The sequence below is a fragment of the Flavobacterium johnsoniae genome (assembly GCF_001879205.1).
GTDB classification, from domain to species: Bacteria; Bacteroidota; Bacteroidia; order Flavobacteriales; family Flavobacteriaceae; genus Flavobacterium; species Flavobacterium johnsoniae_A.
This window is the reverse complement of the sequence record NZ_MLFK01000002.1, coordinates 272,489-293,116: the sequence shown is the minus strand read 5'-3', so window position 1 is coordinate 293,116 and position 20,628 is coordinate 272,489. Positions and strand designations below refer to the sequence as shown.

19 protein-coding genes and 1 tRNA gene are annotated in these 20,628 nt (G+C 33.6%); 6 read left to right on the top strand and 14 right to left on the bottom strand.

The features are described 5' to 3' along the window. Positions 1-36: 36 nt before the first annotated feature. From lepB to BKM63_RS03640, 6 genes are all read right to left on the bottom strand, one after another. Positions 37-1,629 carry a signal peptidase I gene (gene lepB / locus BKM63_RS03665; RefSeq protein WP_071635286.1) on the bottom strand — a complete coding sequence of 531 codons (1,593 nt, stop codon included), beginning with the start codon at positions 1,627-1,629 and terminating at the stop codon, positions 37-39. A gap of 183 nt (positions 1,630-1,812) precedes the next feature. After that, positions 1,813-3,030 carry a TlpA family protein disulfide reductase gene (locus BKM63_RS03660; protein ID WP_071635285.1) on the bottom strand — a complete coding sequence of 406 codons (1,218 nt, stop codon included), beginning with the start codon at positions 3,028-3,030 and terminating at the stop codon, positions 1,813-1,815. A gap of 24 nt (positions 3,031-3,054) precedes the next feature. Further along, on the bottom strand, positions 3,055-4,257 hold the full coding sequence (locus tag BKM63_RS03655) for a PQQ-binding-like beta-propeller repeat protein (protein WP_071635574.1): 1,203 nt from the start codon (positions 4,255-4,257) through the stop codon (positions 3,055-3,057). Between the two features lie 127 nt (positions 4,258-4,384). Then, positions 4,385-5,413, bottom strand: a complete 1,029-nt coding sequence (locus BKM63_RS03650) for a serine hydrolase domain-containing protein (RefSeq protein ID WP_071635284.1) — start codon at positions 5,411-5,413, stop codon at positions 4,385-4,387. A gap of 275 nt (positions 5,414-5,688) precedes the next feature. Continuing rightward, positions 5,689-5,766: transfer RNA gene (locus tag BKM63_RS03645), tRNA-Val, on the bottom strand. Between the two features lie 178 nt (positions 5,767-5,944). Further along, complete coding sequence (locus tag BKM63_RS03640) at positions 5,945-7,171, bottom strand: bifunctional folylpolyglutamate synthase/dihydrofolate synthase (RefSeq protein ID WP_071635283.1); 1,227 nt, start codon at positions 7,169-7,171, stop codon at positions 5,945-5,947. Between the two features lie 131 nt (positions 7,172-7,302). Between BKM63_RS03640 and BKM63_RS03635 the strand changes: the two genes are divergently transcribed. After that, a complete protein-coding gene (locus tag BKM63_RS03635; protein WP_071635282.1) occupies positions 7,303-7,995 on the top strand; it encodes a MotA/TolQ/ExbB proton channel family protein in 693 nt (230 codons plus the stop codon). A 3-nt stretch (positions 7,996-7,998) separates the two neighbouring features. After that, positions 7,999-8,394 (top strand): ExbD/TolR family protein, encoded by a 396-nt coding sequence (locus BKM63_RS03630; protein WP_071635281.1) that lies wholly within the window; start codon positions 7,999-8,001, stop codon positions 8,392-8,394. 260 nt (positions 8,395-8,654) lie between these two features. On the opposite strand, the gene BKM63_RS03625 is transcribed toward BKM63_RS03630, so the two are convergent. From BKM63_RS03625 to BKM63_RS03615, 3 genes are all read right to left on the bottom strand, one after another. Next, entirely contained in the window at positions 8,655-9,557 is a 903-nt protein-coding gene (locus BKM63_RS03625; protein WP_071635280.1) for an energy transducer TonB, read from the bottom strand. Between the two features lie 364 nt (positions 9,558-9,921). Further along, positions 9,922-11,148 carry a Glu/Leu/Phe/Val dehydrogenase dimerization domain-containing protein gene (locus BKM63_RS03620; RefSeq protein ID WP_071635279.1) on the bottom strand — a complete coding sequence of 409 codons (1,227 nt, stop codon included), beginning with the start codon at positions 11,146-11,148 and terminating at the stop codon, positions 9,922-9,924. 142 nt (positions 11,149-11,290) lie between these two features. Next, entirely contained in the window at positions 11,291-11,866 is a 576-nt protein-coding gene (locus BKM63_RS03615; protein WP_071635278.1) for a chalcone isomerase family protein, read from the bottom strand. Positions 11,867-12,351: 485 nt separating this feature from the next. Here BKM63_RS03615 and BKM63_RS03610 point away from each other — a divergent pair, with 485 nt between their 5' ends. From BKM63_RS03610 to BKM63_RS03595, 4 genes are all read left to right on the top strand, one after another. Further along, a complete protein-coding gene (locus tag BKM63_RS03610) occupies positions 12,352-13,494 on the top strand; it encodes an acyl-CoA dehydrogenase (protein ID WP_071635277.1) in 1,143 nt (380 codons plus the stop codon). A gap of 140 nt (positions 13,495-13,634) precedes the next feature. Continuing rightward, positions 13,635-14,612, top strand: a complete 978-nt coding sequence (locus tag BKM63_RS03605) for a M20/M25/M40 family metallo-hydrolase (protein ID WP_071635276.1) — start codon at positions 13,635-13,637, stop codon at positions 14,610-14,612. A 35-nt stretch (positions 14,613-14,647) separates the two neighbouring features. Continuing rightward, complete coding sequence (locus tag BKM63_RS03600; protein ID WP_071635275.1) at positions 14,648-15,325, top strand: SDR family NAD(P)-dependent oxidoreductase; 678 nt, start codon at positions 14,648-14,650, stop codon at positions 15,323-15,325. 82 nt (positions 15,326-15,407) lie between these two features. Continuing rightward, positions 15,408-16,004 carry a SprT-like domain-containing protein gene (locus BKM63_RS03595; RefSeq protein WP_071635274.1) on the top strand — a complete coding sequence of 199 codons (597 nt, stop codon included), beginning with the start codon at positions 15,408-15,410 and terminating at the stop codon, positions 16,002-16,004. Positions 16,005-16,097: 93 nt separating this feature from the next. Here the strand turns inward: BKM63_RS03595 and BKM63_RS03590 are convergent, their stop codons facing one another. The 5 genes from BKM63_RS03590 to BKM63_RS03570 all read right to left on the bottom strand — a co-directional run bounded on the left by BKM63_RS03590 (position 16,098) and on the right by BKM63_RS03570 (position 20,414). Next, on the bottom strand, positions 16,098-16,859 hold the full coding sequence (locus BKM63_RS03590) for an ABC transporter ATP-binding protein (RefSeq protein ID WP_071635273.1): 762 nt from the start codon (positions 16,857-16,859) through the stop codon (positions 16,098-16,100). Continuing rightward, entirely contained in the window at positions 16,859-17,605 is a 747-nt protein-coding gene (locus BKM63_RS03585; protein WP_053470782.1) for an MlaE family ABC transporter permease, read from the bottom strand. Before BKM63_RS03585 ends, BKM63_RS03590 begins: the two co-directional genes overlap by 1 nt. Before the next feature lie 80 nt (positions 17,606-17,685). Further along, entirely contained in the window at positions 17,686-18,534 is an 849-nt protein-coding gene (locus BKM63_RS03580; RefSeq protein WP_071635272.1) for a glycosyltransferase, read from the bottom strand. A 127-nt stretch (positions 18,535-18,661) separates the two neighbouring features. Further along, complete coding sequence (locus BKM63_RS03575; RefSeq protein ID WP_071635271.1) at positions 18,662-19,189, bottom strand: methyltransferase; 528 nt, start codon at positions 19,187-19,189, stop codon at positions 18,662-18,664. Positions 19,190-19,355: 166 nt separating this feature from the next. Further along, the gene (locus tag BKM63_RS03570) at positions 19,356-20,414 is read right to left on the bottom strand and encodes a 3-oxoacyl-ACP synthase III family protein (RefSeq protein WP_071635573.1); all 1,059 of its coding nucleotides are present in this window, start codon (positions 20,412-20,414) and stop codon (positions 19,356-19,358) included. Between the last annotated feature and the right edge of the window lie 214 nt (positions 20,415-20,628).

The window sequence follows — 20,628 nt, the reverse complement described above, 5'->3', positions numbered from 1 at the left end:
GTGCGATTTTGGAGCTTTTAAATCCTATAAATATACTTATGCTTTCTTCTTTTTCTTGATTATTTTATCTGCTGCATAGCAAAGAGCAATAAATATTAGAAAATGTACTAAATAAGATTTAGGCTCGCTATTTCCGTTAACCACAGAAAAAACACGATTCCATCTTACCTTGTTAATGCCTTTGCCGTCTTTATTCCAGCTAAACCAAATAAATACAGGTTTACCTATAACGTGATCAAAAGGAACATATCCCCAAAATCTAGCATCCAAAGAATTTTGACGATTGTCTCCCATCATCCAGTAATAATCTTGTTTAAAAGTATACGCAGGGCTTATTTTTCCGTTTATTACAATCTCATTACCATGAACTTTAAGAGTATTATGTTCGTATTCCTCTATAATCCGTTTATAAAACGGAAGTGTTTTTAAATCCAGTTTTATAGTCTGCCCTTTTTTCGGAATATAAATTGGGCCATAATTATCGATATTCCATCCCAAAGAAGGAACATGAGGAAAAACATCTTCATTTTGTCCTTTTGGTGCTAAATGTTTTGTAACGCTTTTTACGACTGGATTATAAGTCATTAATTTAGCTTCTTCATCTGTTAAAGTCAAAAAGTATTGTCCTTTATCTGTCAATGCAAAATTTCCATCGTTATACTTTAAGCCTTCTCTGGCGCCATAGGTATTTACAAGAGCATCCTGACTGATAGCCTGGCCTTGCGTATCTATAAGGAAATTATATTGCGCTTTTGCACTTCCGGGCAATTTAGATATTTTACCATCAATATAAATATCTCCATCGCGAATCTCGAGAGTATCTCCCGGCATCCCGACACATCGTTTTACCAGATTTGTTTTTTTGTCAATTGGCTTGTAATAGTTTCGATCCGGATGAAAATTATCCATATCACGCAAAGTATCTGCGGGCTGATTAAAAACTACAATTTCATTTCTCTCAATTTTCTCTATGGCAGGAAATCTAAAGTAAGGCAATTGAAGCTTGTTTAACCATGAGGTATTTTTCTTCTTAATATCATCATTAAATAAATATGATTTTACGCCGGTAAGAGGAATAGAGTCGTGAACCATAGGCAAAGCAATCGAAGTCATAGGAGTTCTTGCACCATAATTAAGCTTGCTTACAAATAAAAAATCTCCAATTAACAGGGTTTTTTCTAATGATGAAGACGGAATCGTAAAAGGCTGTATAACATAAGTATGAACCAATGTCGCGATAATAACCGCAAATAAAAGAGAACTTACGGTATCTTCTGTTTTTGTTTTTGGCTGTAAATCTCTGTTTTCAATATAAGTTAGGTTTTCTGATCTGTAATTTAAAAAAGTAATATAGAAGCCTACTGTGAGTAAAACCAATACGGTGTCCTGTGTGGAGTTTTTTCCAAAACTTCTTATAGTTTCTATCCAAACCACAGGAATCATTAAAAGGTTAATAATAGGAATAAAAAGCAAAATCACCCACCAGCGAGGACGATTTATAATTTTCATTAAAATAACTAAGTTATAAACCGGGATAAATGATTCAAAAGGTTTTCTTCCGGCTTTTTTATAAAGTTTCCAAGTAGAAATTCCGTGAACAATAAGCAGTATTAAAATAAAAAAAGCCATTCTGTTAAATTCATGTTTAGGAGTTTTATAAGATTTTTTATAAATTATAATAATTGATATAGCAGAATTTGTGTTTTGATATAGTATTTACTTAAATTGTTACATTTAGATAAAAAAAAACTCCTTAATTGCTTAAGGAGTTTTTGAGTGATTTTTGCAATCCTGACGATTTGCGTCAAATTGTTATTTGTAAACATGAAACTGAATTTCTTTGTTTTGTTTTTTTAATTGAAGACCATAAGCGCCTAAATTCTTTGCCGTTTCTTCAATATTATTTTTGTTTAGAATAAAATTGAAATTGGTAGTTAAATTAGATTCATCTTCAATAATTAAATTAAACTTTTCAGATAGTTTGCCGGCAAGATATTTCGTGTTGCTATTGTTGAAGAAAAAGTAATTTTTATTTTCGTTCACCTTATTCGGTAATCCATTATCAATAGCATTTTCTAATTTATTTTTATCTGCTACACTTAAAACATACACTTCGGCAGTTTTATTTTCCAACGTTTCCTTTAAGTTTAGCGTTCTAAGTAAATTAAATTTTACATCATTTTTAATTAACTCTTCGGTGGTATTTAATTTATCTAACCTGTTTTTGTAAATTATATTAAAATTCTCTAATCTGCTTTGAGGCGTAATTATTTTAAGCTCACTAACCTCTGTTAAATTTGAAATATGTTTTTTTAAGTTTTGATTTACAGAAACGTAAATTCCATCATCAGGTCTGTAAATTATTTTCTTTACAGACTTTTCTGCTCTTTGAACGCCTGTTAAGGTGAATAAATAATCTACTTTCTCATATTTACTATTGATATATCCTAAAAACTGATTAGTATCCGGAGTATCAGTATTGTCGGTTGCTGTATAACTATTTTCACTGCTTTTTTCAGCTGATATTGATTTATTATTTAAAAGATTGTCAATAGCCTGTCCATCTAAATTTTTTAAAGAACCAATCCATTTTATAACTCCTTTGTTGTCGATTAATATAGTTTCATAATCAATCGAAGCACCGTAATCTCCTTTTAGAACTCTTCCAAAATCTTTAAAAGATTTAGCTGTTTCGTCTATTATGATGTTAGTTTCAAAAGGAATTACTTTTAGAATATTTTTAAGGTCATCAATCTTTCGGTAGGTTACAGATAAGAATATTAAGTTTTTGTTTGATTTATATTTTGACGCTAATTCATTTAAATGCGGCATATCATCTAAACAGCTTAGACATTCAGGATTCCAGAAATCAAGAACTATAAACTTGTTTTCTAAATTTAAAGGTTGTTTGGATAAAGAATTACTAACGTCAATAGCAGGAGCAGTGCTTCCAAAACTTATTTGCGATTGACTGTGTAACTTGTTAAGAAAAAATAAGACAACTAAAATAGTGGTAATTTTTGTTTTCATTTATGGGGGGTTGGTTCTTTTTCGTTATCGGATTATTTTTAAATATGCGCTGTAAACATTGTCTTTAAGAGAAGTTCTCATATAGTATAAGTCTTCGTCTTTGGTGTTTAAATCAAATTTAATTAAACCCGCATCACAATAATAGAATATAGTATCATCAACCGGAAATTCAATATTTGAAATAGGCTGTGTTGTTAATTTTATTTCAAATGCAATTTCACCATTTGCTATATCCAGCTGAAAAAGTTTTCCTTTTTTAGTATATCCCCAAATATTATCACTGTCCTCCGTTATGTATTCGACATTATCATCATTAAAATTTCTTTTCCAAATCTGAGTTCCTGTTTTAGAATCTACAGCATATATAGAAGAAACGGTTTCGCCTTGTGCGGCAAAATATAATTTTTTGTCTTTGCTGAAAATACGTTCCTTAATGTTATATTGATTTTCATCTAATTTAAACTGCCATAAAACATCAAGTTTATCAGGAGTTAAGGCAAAAAGTACGTTTTTTTCATTTGCTATAAATACATTTTCACCATCTGTTACAGGTTTACTGTGCATGCCTTCCTCAAAGTTTTTTTGGTTAAGCACTTTTCCTGTATTAGCATCAAAACTATACAAGTTAGATGCGCTTGGAGCAAAAACTTTGTTATTAAATAAAAGTACCGGAATATCATTATTTGGAGTATCCAGCTTGTAAGTCCATGCCAGGCTGCCATCTTTTGTGTCAAGAGCATAAAGATTACTGCTTCCGTCTTGATTTTGAGCGGTTATATACAACTTTCCATTACTAACAACCGGAACCTGATCTTTCAGAACAATTTGATCTTTAATAGTACCTAATCTTGATTTCCAAAACACATCACCGCTTTGGTTGTCTACGGCATAAATTTCTCCATTTATAAACGGAACATAGACAACACCATTAGAGATCGTTACTTTATTGGCACACATTTCAGTATGAGAATCTGTGGCTTTTACAGTCCAGCCAATTTGTTCAGATTCTAAATCGTATGAAAAAAGAGCACCATCGTAGTCATAAATTAAAATTGATGCTTCGTCTAACGGTACTTTTTTAAGTGCGCTTATCGCTTTATTAGTCACCATTTCGCTGGGCGGTAAAGCTTTATTATTAGTGTTAGTAGGTTTTAATACAGCTGGTGCTTGTCCAAACGTATTTATAACAGCAAATACAAATAAAAGAGTTATTAGTTTTGTTTTCATTTTTAAGATTTGGGTTTGATGATTTGTTTTTTTATCAGCAAAAAAACTGCCAAACAAAATCAATATCAGCGTCAAATATAGTTAAAAATTATTATGGGTATTAGAAGTTTTACGGCCGCAAGAATATCTACTGTAATGATTTATTACTTAGTATCGATTCTATCGAATTACTAATTTCTTCTAAATTATTCTGCTTGTTATTAGTCATTAAAATAATAGTAGAGTTGGGGCTGCTTATTAATAAAGCCTGATAATTAAAAGCTGCTCCATCGTGTATATGGCTGGTTACTTTTCCGTTTTCAATAGTCCCTTCACCAAGACCGGTTTGATTGTCTTTAGAAAAAGGCTCGAAAAGTTCACGTGTCGATTCTTGATTAATAATTTTAAAGGAATTAATAGCTTCAGACCATTTGTAAAAATCCTTTAAGTTGAAAGCCGTCCAGCCCGAAATATTGTATTTTAAAACATCCTGCTTTCCTTTGTCATTAAAAGATTTTGCAAAAAGCGGCTCTTTTTCATCAGGATCGACAACCGCATTTTTTATTCCGATAGGCTTCAATATTTTCGTTAATACAAATGAATTGAAACTCATATTGCTGATTTTTTCAATAATGCGTCGCTGTAAAAACACATTGTTATTATTGTAATCATACTTAGTTCCTGGTTCGAAATCAAGAGCCAAAGTGTTTTGCAGATGTGCCAGATTATCTGAATCCTGATTGATTTCATTCCACTTTATTTGTGGCAGTCCGCTTGTATATTGAAGCAGATTGATAATTTTAATTTTATTGGCCCAAGAAGGAAGTTCAGGCAGGAATTTAGAAACAGGATCATCAAGGTTTAATTTTCCCTGCTCTTTCAACATCATGATTCCAACCGCATTTAATTCTTTAGCAATTGAACCGATATGAAAACGATAATCTGTATTTAATGGTATGGTGTTACTTGCATCAGCTTTTCCAAAAGCTTTTGTGTAGACTATTTTACCCTTTTTAGCAATTAAAACACTTCCGTTAAAGGATTTTGACTGAAGTGCTTTTTGAAATAAAGTATCGAGGTTTACTTTTATTTGATCTTTCTGGCTATAAGAATTTGTGCATATTGTTAATGTAATAGTAAAAACTATGATTTTAAGTTTTTTAATGATTGTATTCATCCTCTAAATTTTAATAAATATAGAAAAATTAATCTAGATAAAGATAGTTGCGCAATCTTGCCATTTGAATTAAAGAGAGAAAACAAACTATCCTTAAGCTTCGAGACGCATATATATTCGCCAATCATTTTAGAGATGCTTTTGTGATTTCTCCCTTCGGTCGAAATGACAAAAACTTTGCGTTTATTGAACCTGATTGTTTATTAGATTAATACAAGAAGTTATGGAAAAAAATAAAGGCATAAAAAAACTCCTTAATTTCTTAAGGAGTTTCTTGGTGGGCGATGAGGGGTTCGAACCCCCGACCCCCTCGGTGTAAACGAGGTGCTCTGAACCAGCTGAGCTAATCGCCCTATTTTATTAGGTTGCTATCGTTTGTGATTGCGAGTGCAAATATAAGTCACTTTTTCAGTTCTGCAAACAAAATAGCCTAAAAATTTAAAGTTTTTTTAAAGTTTTTTCTATATCCTTGTAATTGAATTTATTATAGTATAATTTTTTTTAGTCTTTTTCAGACAATTTAAAATTTCGTTAGTTCAAAGGCAATTCGGCAACAACAAAAGTACTTCCGCCAACATAGATAAAATCACTTTTTGAAGCATTTTGTTTGGCTTCTGCGAAAGCGCTTTCAACCGAATCGTATTTTTCTCCAATTAAATCGAAGTTTTTTGCTGCGTTTTGTAATGTTTCAGTCGGTAAACCACGTGAAGAATTTGGACTGCAGAAATAATATTGCGCTTCCTTTGGAAAAAGCGGCAGAATAGAATCTAAATCTTTATCGTTTACAACACCTAAAACAATATGCAGTTTTTCGAATTTTTCATTTTGAAGCTGCTTCATCACAACCGATAATCCGTGTTTGTTGTGCGCCGTGTCGCAGACAATCTTTGGGTTTTCTCCCAGTTGCTGCCATCTTCCTTGTAAACCGGTATTTTTAACCGTATTCAATAATCCTGATTTCAGACTTTCTTCAGAAATTTTGAAATCAGTTGTTTCGTTTACGATTTTAATAGTCTGCTGCACCGTCTTTTTATTATGAAACTGATAATCGCCAATTAAGTCTGATGGAAAAACTTCTGAAATTAAATCAGAGGCAAAATAAATAGGCGCTTTGTTTACTTCGGCTTTAGCCAAAAAAACCGGCTGCGTTTCCAGAGTATATTCACCAATTACAACCGGAACATTTGGTTTAATAATTCCGGCTTTTTCGCCCGCAATAGCTTCAAGCGTATTTCCTAAAAACTGCGTGTGGTCTAAACCAATATTAGTAATTACCGAAACCAAAGGTGTAATAATATTCGTTGCGTCTAAGCGCCCGCCCAAACCAACTTCAATAATGGCGATATCTGTTTTCTCTGCTGCAAAATAATCAAAAGCCAAACCAACCGACATTTCGAAGAAACTCATATCATTGGCTTCAAAGAAATCTTTGTGTTTTGAGACAAACTCACAAACAAAGTCTTCTGAGATTTCCTGGCCGTTTATTTTAATTCTTTCCCTGAAATCTTTTAAGTGCGGCGAAGTGTATAAGCCCACTTTGTAACCTGCTTCCTGCAAAACCGAAGCCAGCATATGCGAAGTTGAGCCTTTTCCGTTTGTTCCCGCAACGTGAATGGTTTGTAAATTTTTCTCCGGATTACCAAGATGCTCTGCCAGTAACTTGATGTTTGTCAGGTCTTCTTTGTATGCCGAAGCACCCTGAAGCTGATACATTGGTAATTGATTAAACATCCAGTTTGTTGTTTCCTGATAGTTCATTGTATTTGGATAAAATAGTTGGTAATTGAAATAATTTTCGTTTTTTTTAGTTTAATATTACAATGAAAATTATCTTTATTGCAAAATTGAAATATTTTTTAGAATTAATTATTAAAAACCAGAATTAAAATATGTTTAGCTACATTCAATTACAAGCTGATACTATCGCAAACGCCTCAAACGTGGTGATCGAAAAAATTGCACCAGAAACCGAAATCTCTGTTTTAGGCTTTATCTTAAAGGGAGGTTTTTTCCTAATACCAATCGCACTTTTATTGTTTTATACGATTTATGTAATTTTTGAGCGTTATTTATATATCCAAAAAGCTTCAAGAATCGACTCTAGATTAATGCAGGATGTAGGGGATAAATTACATGCAGGAAACATTGAATTAGCAAGAACGATTGTAGAAAGAAATGATACAGCTGTTGGAAATATTTTAAAAGAAGGTGTTTTGGTTATTGGAAGGCCAATTGCCGAAATCGAATCAAACATGGACCGTGCCGCTGATATTGAAATTGGCGAAATGGAAAGACGTTTAGGTCACTTAGGACTTATTGCCGGTATTGCGCCAACTCTTGGTTTCATCGGAACTATTTCGGGGGTAATTAAGATTTTCTACAGCATTTCGGTTACAGAAAATATCAGTATCGGAAATATCTCAGGAGGTTTATACGAGAAAATGATCAGTTCCGGTTCCGGACTTATCGTGGGAATTATCGCTTATAGCGCCTACCATTTATTGAACGGAAAAATTGATGATTTTGCTTTAAAAATTCAGAAACAGATATTAGAATTTGTAAACATAATTCAAAGATCATAAGGTATGTCAATTAAGAGAAAAAGAAGATTTCACGCCGAAGTAGCCACTTCATCTTTAAGTGACATTATGTTTTTCCTGTTGTTGTTTTTTCTTATTATCTCAACACTTGCAAATCCTAATGTTATTAAGATGACGCTTCCAAAAGCCAAATCAAATGAAAAAACGAATAAACAATTAATAAGTTTATCCGTTACAGAAGACAAGCAATTCTATATCGACAAACAGCCTGTTGCGTTTGAAGAATTAGAAACCACTTTAATGAATAAAATTGGTGCCGATAAAACGCAGACTGTCGTAGTTAGAATTCCGTTTAATTTGCAAGTACAGGATTTAGTAGATGTATTGCAGATAGGAGTGAAGAACAATTTGAAGTTTGTTATCGCTACAAGTCCGAAATAAAAATTATTATCAGGGCGTGACCCCAATAAAGAAAATGGGCCAATCAGCATAACGTTGATTCGCCCATTTTCTTTATTGGGGTCGGGCTATCCGCGCTGCTTCGGCAGCCAGCTTCTATCCCTCACGCAAAAAAAAACAATCTTGTCATTTCGGTTGAAGTGAATTATGAGATGAATGATATAAAAAAGGCTTTCTGAAATTTTCTCAGAAAGCCTTTTTTATAAAACAGATTAGTGTAAATCCGTGAAATCCGTGGTTTTTTAATCCAAACTAAAATTATAAATAATTTTTCCGACTTGTTTTGCAGGAGCATCACTGTCAGATTCCCATTTGGTATTCATTGCTGCTAATTTTGCCTGATCAAGCAAACATCTTGCTGTATTTGTAGTTCCTTTTATTCCTGGAGTTGCGCTGATTGTTTTCCCGTTTTGGTCAACCGTAATTTCAACCACAACTTTCCCTTCTTCATTACAAGTATATTTTGGTGCAGGTTTAGAAAGTGCTTTTCTGGTTCCCAAAGAATAACCTGATCCGCCTCCAGAACCACCGCCGCTTCCGGCTCCATAACCGCTTCCTGTACCAATTCCATTTCCGGTTCCATGACCGCCTCCAGTTCCTCCGCCAGATCCTCCGGATCCATAGTAACCGCTGGAACCTAAACTTCCGTTAGCTTTTCCTTTGTTTCCTGCTGCTTTATCATCGCCGTCTCCGCCTTTGTTAGATCCTTTCATGATACTGGCCAGTGCGTCGTTTGTAGAGTTTGAAACTTTTGGTTTTTCAGGAACAGGTTTTTGTACAGGTTTTTCAACCGGAACAGGTTTTTTAGGTTTTTCCTTTGTTGGAATCACGACATCATTATCTGCCGTTGAATTTTCCTGAGTAATAATAGCTTCTTCCTCTGGAGTTGCTTTTGCAGGTGCTTGTTTTACATTGTTTTTTACATCCAGAACTTCGCTTTTATAATTAGCCCCTGAGCCCAAATCGCTGTCGCCAAAATTTACGGTTACACCACCGCCGCCACCGCCTTCTGCTAATGCCGCATTGTTTTCCGGATTATAAGGAGGCCAAAAACGGATGAAAAACAGCAATAAAATAATTACCGCATATATCGCAGTAGTGAGTAGTAATGATTTCTTTTTATCTGAAGAAATAGTGAAACTCATTGTAATTCTGAATTTTGTAATTGTATTAAATAAAAACGTTTAAAAGTACTAAAAATTGTTTAGAATGAAAGGGAGAATTTAACCGCAATCCCGATAACTGTCGGGAGCTAAGGTTTCGCAAAGTAATAATTTAAAATCGCCCTGTTTGTCATTTCGACGAAGGAGAAATCTTCGCAAGTAAGTCCGCAGCGAAAATCCAATCTTTGTCGAGCTTCTTACGGAGATTTCTCCTTCGTCGAAATGACATAAAATGAACAAAAACTTTATTGCGCAAAGTAAAAATCTGCTCAATCTGCTAGATCTGCGAGAAACAAAAAACGAGCCAAAAAAGTTTAGCTCGTTTGTAATAAAGTATAAAAGAAAATTATACTAATTGTTTCAATGCAATTTCGAATGCCGTTGCGCTGATATTTGTTTTAGACGAATTTAAAGCATGTGCTTTAACAATCGCATTTTTAATAATTTCTGAAGTATCATTAAAAATAGCTTCATCTGTCATTTGAACTTTTTTCTCCATGAAATAAGCAAAAACTCTTGCCATTCCGCAGTTTGAAATAAAATCCGGAATCAAACTAACTTTACGATCTACTTCTTCCATAATAGATCCGAAGAAAATTTCTTTATCTGCAAAAGGTACATTTGCACCACAGGAAATAACCTCTAATCCGTTTGCAATTAAGCTGTCGATTTGATTTTGAGTTACCAGTCTTGAAGCGGCACATGGTGTGAAAATTTCTGCACCGATCGTCCATATTTTAGAATTGATTTCCTCAAACGGAATCATATTATTGGCAACTAATTTGTTTCCGTCTTTATTTAAAAACAACGTTTTGATTTCTTCAAAAGAGAAACCATCCTCTTTAATCAATCCGCCGTCGCGATCAATAATTCCGATAACTTTTGCTCCCATTTCGGCTAAATAAAAAGCAGCGGCTGAACCTACGTTTCCAAAACCCTGTACGATTGCTTTTTTGCCTTTTATGTCTCCGCCGTAAGTTGCGTAGAAATGACGAACAGCTTCGGCAACGCCAAAACCGGTAATCATATCAGCAACAGTATATTTTCTGGTTACGTCTGGTGAAAATTTTGGGTTTTCAATCACCTTAATAACACCTTGACGCAATTGTCCTATTCTATTAATTTTATCAGCTTCAGTTGGTTTAAAATGTCCGTTGAAAACGCCTTCCTGCGGATGCCAAACACCGCACTCTTCTGTCATTGGGATTACTTCGTGAATTTCATCAACATTTAAATCTCCTCCGGTTCCGTAGTAACTTTTCAATAAAGGAGAAACGGCTTTATACCAGCGTTGTAAAACACCTTTTTTACGCGGATCGTTCGGGTCAAAATTAATTCCAGATTTAGCGCCGCCAATTGCAGGACCAGAAACGGAGAATTTTACTTCCATTGTTTTGGCCAGTGATAAAACTTCATTCATATCAAGGCCTTTTCTCATTCTTGTTCCACCTCCGGCAGCTCCGCCTCGAAGTGAATTAATTACCGTCCATCCTTCGGCTTCTGTTTCAGAATCTTTCCAATTAAAAACAATTTCAGGTGCTTTATTTTCAAATTGCTGTAATAAATCTTTCATTTTGTTGTGATATGTTTATTTTGCGTAAATGTATAAAATAGAATAATGCGAATAATGTATTTTGCATCAAATTTATTAAACAAAAAAGAAAAGCCGAAAACTATTTGGTTTTCGGCTTTTTGAATATTTAAAAAATTAAGAATTATATCCCTAATAAGTGTTTTTTCAAAGTTTCGTCAACTGGCTTATCAGAAAGCCAGATTCCAAACAAGGCTTTTTTGAAATCAAATCCCTGGATTTTTCCCTTCAAAACTTCATTCTTGTATACATTGATGGTTTGATCCAACGGATTATAGGCTAAAACAAATACATCTTTTTCTGTAATGGCATCGCTCAGGTAAGTTTTAAATTGTTCAATTCTTGGGCGCAGCTGTTCGAGATTGCTTCCTGCCGATTTTTCAAAACCTGCATTCATAGCTTTTGTTAATTTATTTGATGAAACCATCGAAGATGTAATTTCAATTCGAATTGCCATTTCGGTATCACTGTCAATAATGAACTGCGGATCCTGACTTAATTGAGATAAATACAAAGCCTGCACATAAACTTCTAACCACATTTTTGATCTTCCTCCAGCACCGTTAAGCTGTAAAGTTTTGTTCTGGAATTCTATTTTTCGAGGAACTGTAACACCGTTTACTTCTAAATGTGTTTGTGCAAAAAGTGTAGAAAATTGTAAAGCTAATAGGAGTGTAAATACTAGTAAAATCTTTTTCATGTTCTATCAATTATTTATTTTTTGAGCAAAAATAATGTTAATTTATCAATTTTATAACCATTTATTAGAAGTTTTTTTTTCAGGCTTTTGCTATTTTTTTTATTCTATCACTTTAATAATCAAATTAGTAGTACTAGTTTTACGTAGATTTGTCCGTTTTATGAATTGTTTAATATTTTAAAGACAGGAATTAACCTTAAATTTCATTTTAAATGTGTGTTTTTTGTTCTTTTTTAGATACTGAATTTTAGAAAAATCGCTGCAGGATTATTGCTTCTTGATTGTAAATTATAAATAATTACGAAAACGTTATCGTTATTGTTGCTGATCTATTAAATTTATATGCATGCATTGTAAAATCCGCTTTTAAAAATTATCTTTGAAAGCCTTTTTTATTTAAATCGGCATTTCAAAAAACAAAAAATAAAAACCACATGAACTGAATTTGTAATTCGGTTTAGAAAAAAACAATAAAATAAAAAACTATGGATTTTAATCTTACCGAAGAACATTTAATGATTCAGCAAGCCGCAAGAGATTTTGCTCAAAATGAATTATTGCCAGGAGTTATTGAACGTGATGAAAAACAAATTTTTCCGACTGAGCAAGTTAAAAAAATGGGCGAACTGGGATTCATGGGAATGATGGTTGATCCAAAATACGGCGGAAGCGGACTTGATGCTGTTTCTTATGTTATTGCAATGGAAGAAATTTCTAAAGTTGATGCTTCGGCTTCTGTGGTAATGTCTGTAAACAATTCTTTAGTTTGCTGGGGGTTACAGGAATTTGGAACTGAAGAACAAAAACAAAAATATTTACCAGGCTTGGCTTCCGGCCAAATTCACGGGGCATTTTGTTTAAGTGAACCGGAGGCAGGAAGTGACGCGACTTCGCAAAAAACAACTGCGATTGATATGGGAGATCACTATTTGGTAAATGGAACTAAAAACTGGATTACTAACGGTAACACTGCTTCTGTTTATTTAGTAATTGCACAAACGCATCCTGAGAAAAAACATAAAGGAATCAATGCATTGATTATGACAAAAGATATGCCTGGTTTTTCTATTGGTCCAAAAGAACAAAAAATGGGAATCCGTGGTTCTGATACGCACTCTTTAATGTTCAGCGATGTAAAAGTTCCTAAAGAAAACAGAATTGGTGAAGACGGTTTTGGATTTAAATTTGCAATGAAAACCCTTGCCGGAGGCAGAATTGGTATTGCTTCTCAGGCTTTAGGAATTGCTTCTGGAGCTTATGAACTGGCTTTAAAATATTCAAAAGAGCGTAAGGCATTTGGAACAGAAATCTGCAATCATCAGGCAATTGCTTTTAAATTGGCCGATATGGCAGTTAACATAGAAGCAGCGCGTCATTTATGTATGAAAGCAGCTTGGGATAAGGACCAGCATAAAAACTATGATGTAAGCGGTGCAATGGCAAAGTTATTTGCGTCGCAGGTTGCAATGGATACAGCGGTTGAAGCAGTTCAAATTCACGGTGGAAATGGTTATGTAAAAGAATATCACGTTGAACGTTTAATGCGCGACGCAAAAATTACTCAAATTTATGAGGGAACTTCAGAAATTCAAAAAATTGTAATTTCAAGAGCCGTAATTGCGGGATAAATATAGATTCTCTTAGAGAACAGCATAAGAACCCTTTCAGCTTTTTTAGCTTCGAAAGGGTTTTTTGATATTTTTTTGTTACTTTTCGGCAGTTTATTCTTTCAAACCAATTACCAGTTTATTAATACTAAGATCATTTTATGAAAAAACTTTACTTTCTTATTCCGTTTGTTTTGCTTGCCTGCAAATCAAATACCTCTGCAGTAAGCGAAAAAGCATCAAAATCTGATTCAAAATCTCTTGAAATCAGTTATAAAGTAGAAGAATCTGAGGTTTCAGATTTTTTAAAATATCTCTCTTCAGATGAATTAGAAGGACGTGAAACCGGAACAAAAGGAATTGAAAAAGCAGCTGTTTTTTTGGAAGATTTTTTCAAAAAGAATCATGTTAAACCTTATTTTGCAACTTATCGCGATACTTTAACAAATTTTACATCTCCGGCTTATAATATTGTGGGCGTTTTGGAAGGAACAGATCCTGTACTTAAAAACGAATATGTAGTTTTAAGTGCGCATTACGATCATATCGGAATTGAAAAAAAACAACAGCCTGATGTTATTAATAATGGGGCTAATGATGATGCTTCGGGCGTTACAGCTGTTGCCCAAATGGCTAAATATTTCAGCAAAACCAAATCAAATAAAAGAAGTATTCTTTTCGTCTTTTTTGCCGGAGAAGAAAAAGGTCTTTTAGGCTCTAAAAGTATGGTTGAAAAACTAAAAGCAAAGAATTTTAATTTATACACCCAGCTGAATATCGAAATGATTGGTGTTCCCATGAAACGCGACTACCTGGCTTATATTACAGGTTTTGATAAATCGAACATGGCTCAAAAAATAAATGAATATACAGGAAAAAAGACCATTGGTTTTTTACCTAAAGAAGCAGAGTATGAATTGTTTTACAGGTCTGATAATTATTCTTTTTACGAAGCTTTTAAGAAACCATGCCAGTCTATAAGTACTTTCGATTTTGAAAATTTTGATTTTTATCATCATGTTTCGGATGAGTTTAAAGTAATGGATATTCCGCATATGACCTCGTTTATTCAGGAATTTCTTCCTGCTGTAACTAAAATTGCTTCAACGCCGACAGAGGAAATTGTAATGAATAAATAACAGGTCATTATTTTGGTTTTGCTTATTTTTGCTTCATGAAAAATATTATTGTTACCGGAACGAGTAGAGGTATAGGTTATGAATTGGCTTTGCAGTTTGCAAATGCCGGAAATCAGGTTTTAGCGATTTCAAGAAAAATTCCACAATCACTTTTAGAGCACAAAAATGTAACATGTTTATCAGTTGATTTAGCTGATGAAACAGCTTTGCCTGAAGTTGAAAATTTTCTTTCTTCATCATGGAAAAAAGTAGATGCACTGGTTCATAATGCAGGGGCTCTATTATTGAAGCCTTTTGCCGAAACTACTCAGGCAGATTTTGAAAGCATTTATAAAGTTAATGTTTTTGCCGTGGCAAATCTTACCAGAATCTGTCTACCGTATTTGCAAAAAGGAAGCCATGTTGTAACGATTAGTTCTATTGGCGGCGTTAGAGGAAGTTTGAAATTTGCCGGCTTAGCCGCTTACAGCTCAAGTAAAGGCGCTGTAATTACTTTAACCGAATTATTAGCGGAAGAGTATAAAGAAAAAGGAATTTCTTTTAACGTTTTAGCTTTAGGCTCTGTTCAGACTGAAATGCTCAATGAAGCTTTTCCGGGTTATCAGGCTCCAATTTCTGCAGAAGGAATGGCTGCTTATATCTATGATTTTACGCTTAACGGAAATAAATATTTTAACGGAAAAGTACTTGAAGTTTCTTCAACTAATCCATAGTTAAATCCCAAAGTTAAAAATTCAAATTCCAATGTTTTTGCGAAAAGGCTTTTAACTTGTAACAAATAACTTTTAACACACATTGAGCGATACTTTAGCTAAATATATACCGGAACATGCAGTAAAACCTGTTTTTGATTTGATTGTGGCCAATCAGGTTCATTTGAAAATTGTAAATGAGCGTCAAACACGTCATGGAGATTATAGAAGAGGACCAAGCGGTAAACATGAAATTACGGTCAATGCTAGTTTGAATAAATACAGGTTTATGATTACGCTGATTCATGAGATTGCACATTTGGTTGCATTTGAAAAATTTGGACGCCATATAAAACCGCATGGAAACGAATGGAAATATACCTTTCAACGTTTAATGGTGCCTTTCATTAGGCCGGAAATATTCCCTAGTCAAATATTACCATTACTGGCAAGACATTTTAAGAATCCTTCGGCCAGCAGTGATACAGATACCACTTTGTCTTTAGCATTAAAACAATTTGATGCGGACAATGATAAGAGTTACGTATTCGAAATCCCTTTTGGAAGTGTTTTTAGGATCAAAAATGGAAAAATATTCAAGAAATTAGCCGTGAGGACCAAACGTTTTGAATGCATCGAAATAAGCTCTGGAAAAACATATCTTTTTAATCCAAATGCGGAAGTCGAACTAATGGATTAAAAACTTCAATAAAAAAATCCAAATTCCAATCTTAATAAAATTGGAATTTGGATTTTTTTTATTGCGTTACTCCAGAGTTGGAATTTGGAATTTTTATCCTTTCAAATATGCTTCTCTTACTTTTTTAAATAGGTTTGAAGAGTACACAAATTTGACAATATCTTTGTTATCTGTTCTAAAAATTTCTTCTTTGGTTCCCTGCCACGCTTTTACCCCTTTTTTTAAGAAAACAATATTCTCGCCAATTTCCATTACCGAGTTCATATCGTGCGTATTAATTACAGTTGTAATGTTGTATTCTTCAGTGATTTCTTTAATCAGATTATCAATCAAAGTTGAGGTGTTTGGGTCTAAGCCAGAGTTTGGTTCATCACAAAACAAATATTTTGGATTGTTTACAATTGCGCGGGCAATCGCCACACGTTTTTGCATACCGCCGGAAATCTCCGAAGGCAGTTTTTTATGAGCATCAATCAGATTTACTCTTTCTAAAACAAAATCAACGCGTTCCTGAATTTTAGCTTTGTTATCGTTTGTGAACATTTTTAATGGGAAAGCTACATTTTCTTCAACAGTCATCGAATCAAACAAGGCACTTCCCTGAAAAACCATTCCAATTTCAGTTCTTAGTTCTCTTTTTTCATCCGGATTTAATTCAGAGTAAACTCTTCCGTCAAATTCAATAGTTCCTGAATCCGGCGTATGAATTCCTAATAAAGTTTTTAATAAAACAGTTTTTCCGGATCCACTCTGTCCAATAATCAGGTTGGTTTTTCCTGTTTCAAAAACGGTGGAAACACCTTTTAAAACTTTACTGTCCCCAAATGATTTTTCTATGTTTTTTACTTCTATCATTATCCTAATAATAATTGAGTTAATATGTAATTAAAAAGAATAATACAAACAGATGTCCATACAAACGATACGGTACTTGCTTTACCAACTTCTAATGCACCACCTTTCATGTAGTATCCGTGAAAAGATGGAATGGTAGCTAATAACATTGCAAAGATTAAAGTTTTAATAAAGGCATAGGTAATATGAAAAGGAATAAATTCCATCTGAGCACCTTGAATAAAATCCTGGCTGGTCGAAAATCCTCCGTATGCACACGCAAGCCATCCGCCAAAAATACCAAGGAACATACTAATTCCAATTACGAAAGGATACATCAATAAAGCTACTATTTTTGGAAAAACAAGATAGTTTAATGAATTAACCCCCATTACTTCTAAAGCATCAATTTGCTCCGTAACGCGCATTGTTCCGATACTTGAAGTAATATAAGATCCCATTTTTCCGGCCATAATTACCGAAATAAAAGTAGGAGCGAACTCCAAAATTACAGATTGACGTGTAGCAAAACCAATTAAATATTTTGGAATTAAAGGATTAGTCAAGTTTAATGCCGTTTGAATGGCTACAACTCCTCCGATAAAAAAAGATATAAAACAAACAATTCCAAGAGAGTCAATTATTAAATCATCGATTTCTTTGAAAATTAAATTTTTCATAACAGGCCATTTGGTCTGTTTATTAAAAATTTCTTTAAGCATTAAAAAATATCTTCCTATTTGGGATAAATAACGAATTAGCATCATAAGTTTTACAAATATTGGCTAAATTAAGGATTAGTTTACAGTTTACCGTTTCACTTTGCAGTTTTTTAAGTTTTAAAAAACTAAAAAAGCTTTTGTTTCATTTTTTGAAAACGATAATTTCTAATAAATTTAGCTTGTTCCGGGGTAACTAATAAAGGGGTTTTGGCTTTTTTGGCTTTCCAGAAGCCTCTAATATAATCAAAGAAGAGGAAAGGCTTTTTTTTCATCATCGCCAGTTTGGCCGATGCGATTGCTGTAATCCAGAAACCGTATCCCAGCGTAAAGAAAGCTTCTCCTTGTTTATAGCGTGCAGTTTTATTATAATTTGCACCAGTTGGTTTTAAATGTTTTACATGCAATGATTCATCTGTAACTATTTTCCATCCGTAATATTTACAAAGCAATTCGTCTACTGTATCCCAGCCCATTGCAGGTCTTAAGCCTCCAATTTGCTGAAATGTTTCTTTTCTATATGCTTTTAATGCTCCGCGAATGTGATCTTTGTCAGTTAGGTTTTCTAAAACCCATTCGCCGTTTTTATCAATATAGCAAAATCCGCCGGCCATTCCAATTTTTGAATCTGATTTGAAATGGCTGATGATGGTTTCAAAATAATTGGGAGGAAAAATTAAATCGCCGTCGATCTTTACAATTATATCATAATCAGAATCTAAAGTTTCAAAACCTTTTTGAAAAGCCTGAATTACTTTACTTCCCGGTAAATGAATTGCATCTGAAGTTTTGTTTACAACAGAAATATATGGATTTTCCTTTGCAAATCCCAATACAACTTCTTCTGTTTTATCAGTCGAATTATCATTTACAACCACAATTTTGGATGGCAAAACAGTCTGAGAAACCAAAGATTGTAAAGTCAGGCCAATTAAATCTTGCTCGTTGTGTGCGGGAATGACGATGTAATATTTCATTTTAAATTCCAATTTTTTTAAATTCCAAATTTCAACTCTTGAGAATAAATCCCAACTTTTTTAAATCCCAAATTCCAATTAAATATGCTTCAATTGGAATTTGGAATTTTATTTTTTGGAATTTGACTTAGGCTTTTATTTTTTCAGCAGCCACGATATAATATCTAGGCGTGAAATATCTTAGTAAGGGTCTGAATCCAAACTTTTTGACCGGATGTGTAAATTGCAGGCGATCTGTTATTTTCCATCCTGTTTTTTCTAAAAGCCAGTCTAACTGCCAGTCTTCAAATTCATGGTAATGTCTGTCCCACATATCTGTTTTAGAGCGATATGCGGGAGAAAACCATAAACGTAACGGAATTGAAATTAACAATTTATCGCATTTTACGTTTTGTAGAATGGTGTATGGATTTAATAAATGTTCGAAAATTTCAAATGCTGTAAAAACGGTATAGTCTTCTGTTTGTAAAGCAGTTTGATCGTTGTCTAAATCTTCGCCTTTTGTATTTTTTACTGTATACCCATTTTCTTCCATTATTTTAGAAAACGGATTGGGTACGCCAAAATCAAAAATGGTCTCTGATGTGTTTACATGCTTTTGTAAAAACTCTAAGGTAAGTTTGAATCTTTTATTCGGAAACGTTTTTTCGTACATAGTAATGCGAGGAACGAAACAATCTCTCGTTCTTGATTTTAATTAGGTCGCAAATATACTAAAAAAGTCCGCATTGTAAGATGCGGACTTTTTTAAGTTTTCAGTTTACAGTCGCAGTTTACAGTTTGTCGAACTGATCACTGCGACTGTAAACTGTGACTGAATACTAGTATCTGTAAACAAAAGCATTAATATTCATTCCTGCTCCAACCGAAGCAAAAATTACGACATCGCCTTTATTGATTTCGTGGTTTTCAATTTTTCCCTGAAGGATTAAATCAAACAAAGTTGGTACTGTTGCAACACTGCTGTTTCCTAAATCGTGAATACTCATTGGCATAATATCTTTAGGAGCCGTTTTATCATATAATTTGTAAAAACGTTCGATAATTGCTTCGTCCATTTTTTCGTTTGCCTGATGAATAAGGATTTTTTTCACTTCATCAATTCCGATTCCGCTTTTGTCTAAACAGCTTTTCATGGCGCATGGTACATTGCTTAAAGCAAATTCGTAAATTTTACGACCATACATTTTGATATATTTAATATCCGGATCTAAATCAGGATTGTATGATTTTCCAAAGTATAGATAGTTTGCTTCATCGTTGGCAAAAGTAGCGCTTTCATAAGCTAATAATCCGGCCTCGTCAGTTGATGCTTCTAGGATCGAAACTCCTGCTCCATCCGAATAAATCATAGAATCACGATCATGATCGTCAACAACTCTGGATAAAGTTTCGGCACCAATTACCATTACTCTCTTTGCCATTCCGGATTTAATAAAGGCATTGGCTTGAAGAACACCTTCGATCCAGCCCGGACACCCAAAAAGAATATCATACGCTACACACTTAGGATTTTTGATCCCTAGTTTGTTTTTAACACGAGTTGCTAAACTTGGCAGAATATCCGTTTGATGCGTTCCTGTTTTTACATCACCAAAGTTATGGGCAAAAATAATGTAGTCTAAAGTTTCAGCGTCAATTGCTGCGTTTGCGATTGCTTTTTCAGCTGCAAAAAAAGCTAAGTCTGATGCTGTATATTGAGGTTCTGCATAACGGCGATTTTCTATTCCGGTAATGCCTTTAAATTTTTTTATTACAACTTCATTCGGATAAGCAAATGGAGTTCCATCTTCGTTTAAAAAAATATGTTTGTCAAAGTCTGTGTTTTTTACTTCTAAATTAGGAATATAACTCCCAATACCAATGATTTTTATTTTCATTTTCCCTTTATTATCCGATAAATATATTGCTAAAGTATAAATAAAATCATGATAATCATCATAAAAAATACTATGCATGCATATAATTGTGAAATATCAAATTTTGAGGAGATATAATGGTTATTTTCTAATGATTTTTTAATTTTTGTAAGATTTCAAACGTTTGAGATGGAGGAGGAGAAAAAAGTTTTTTGTTTCTGGTTTGAGGTTTCAG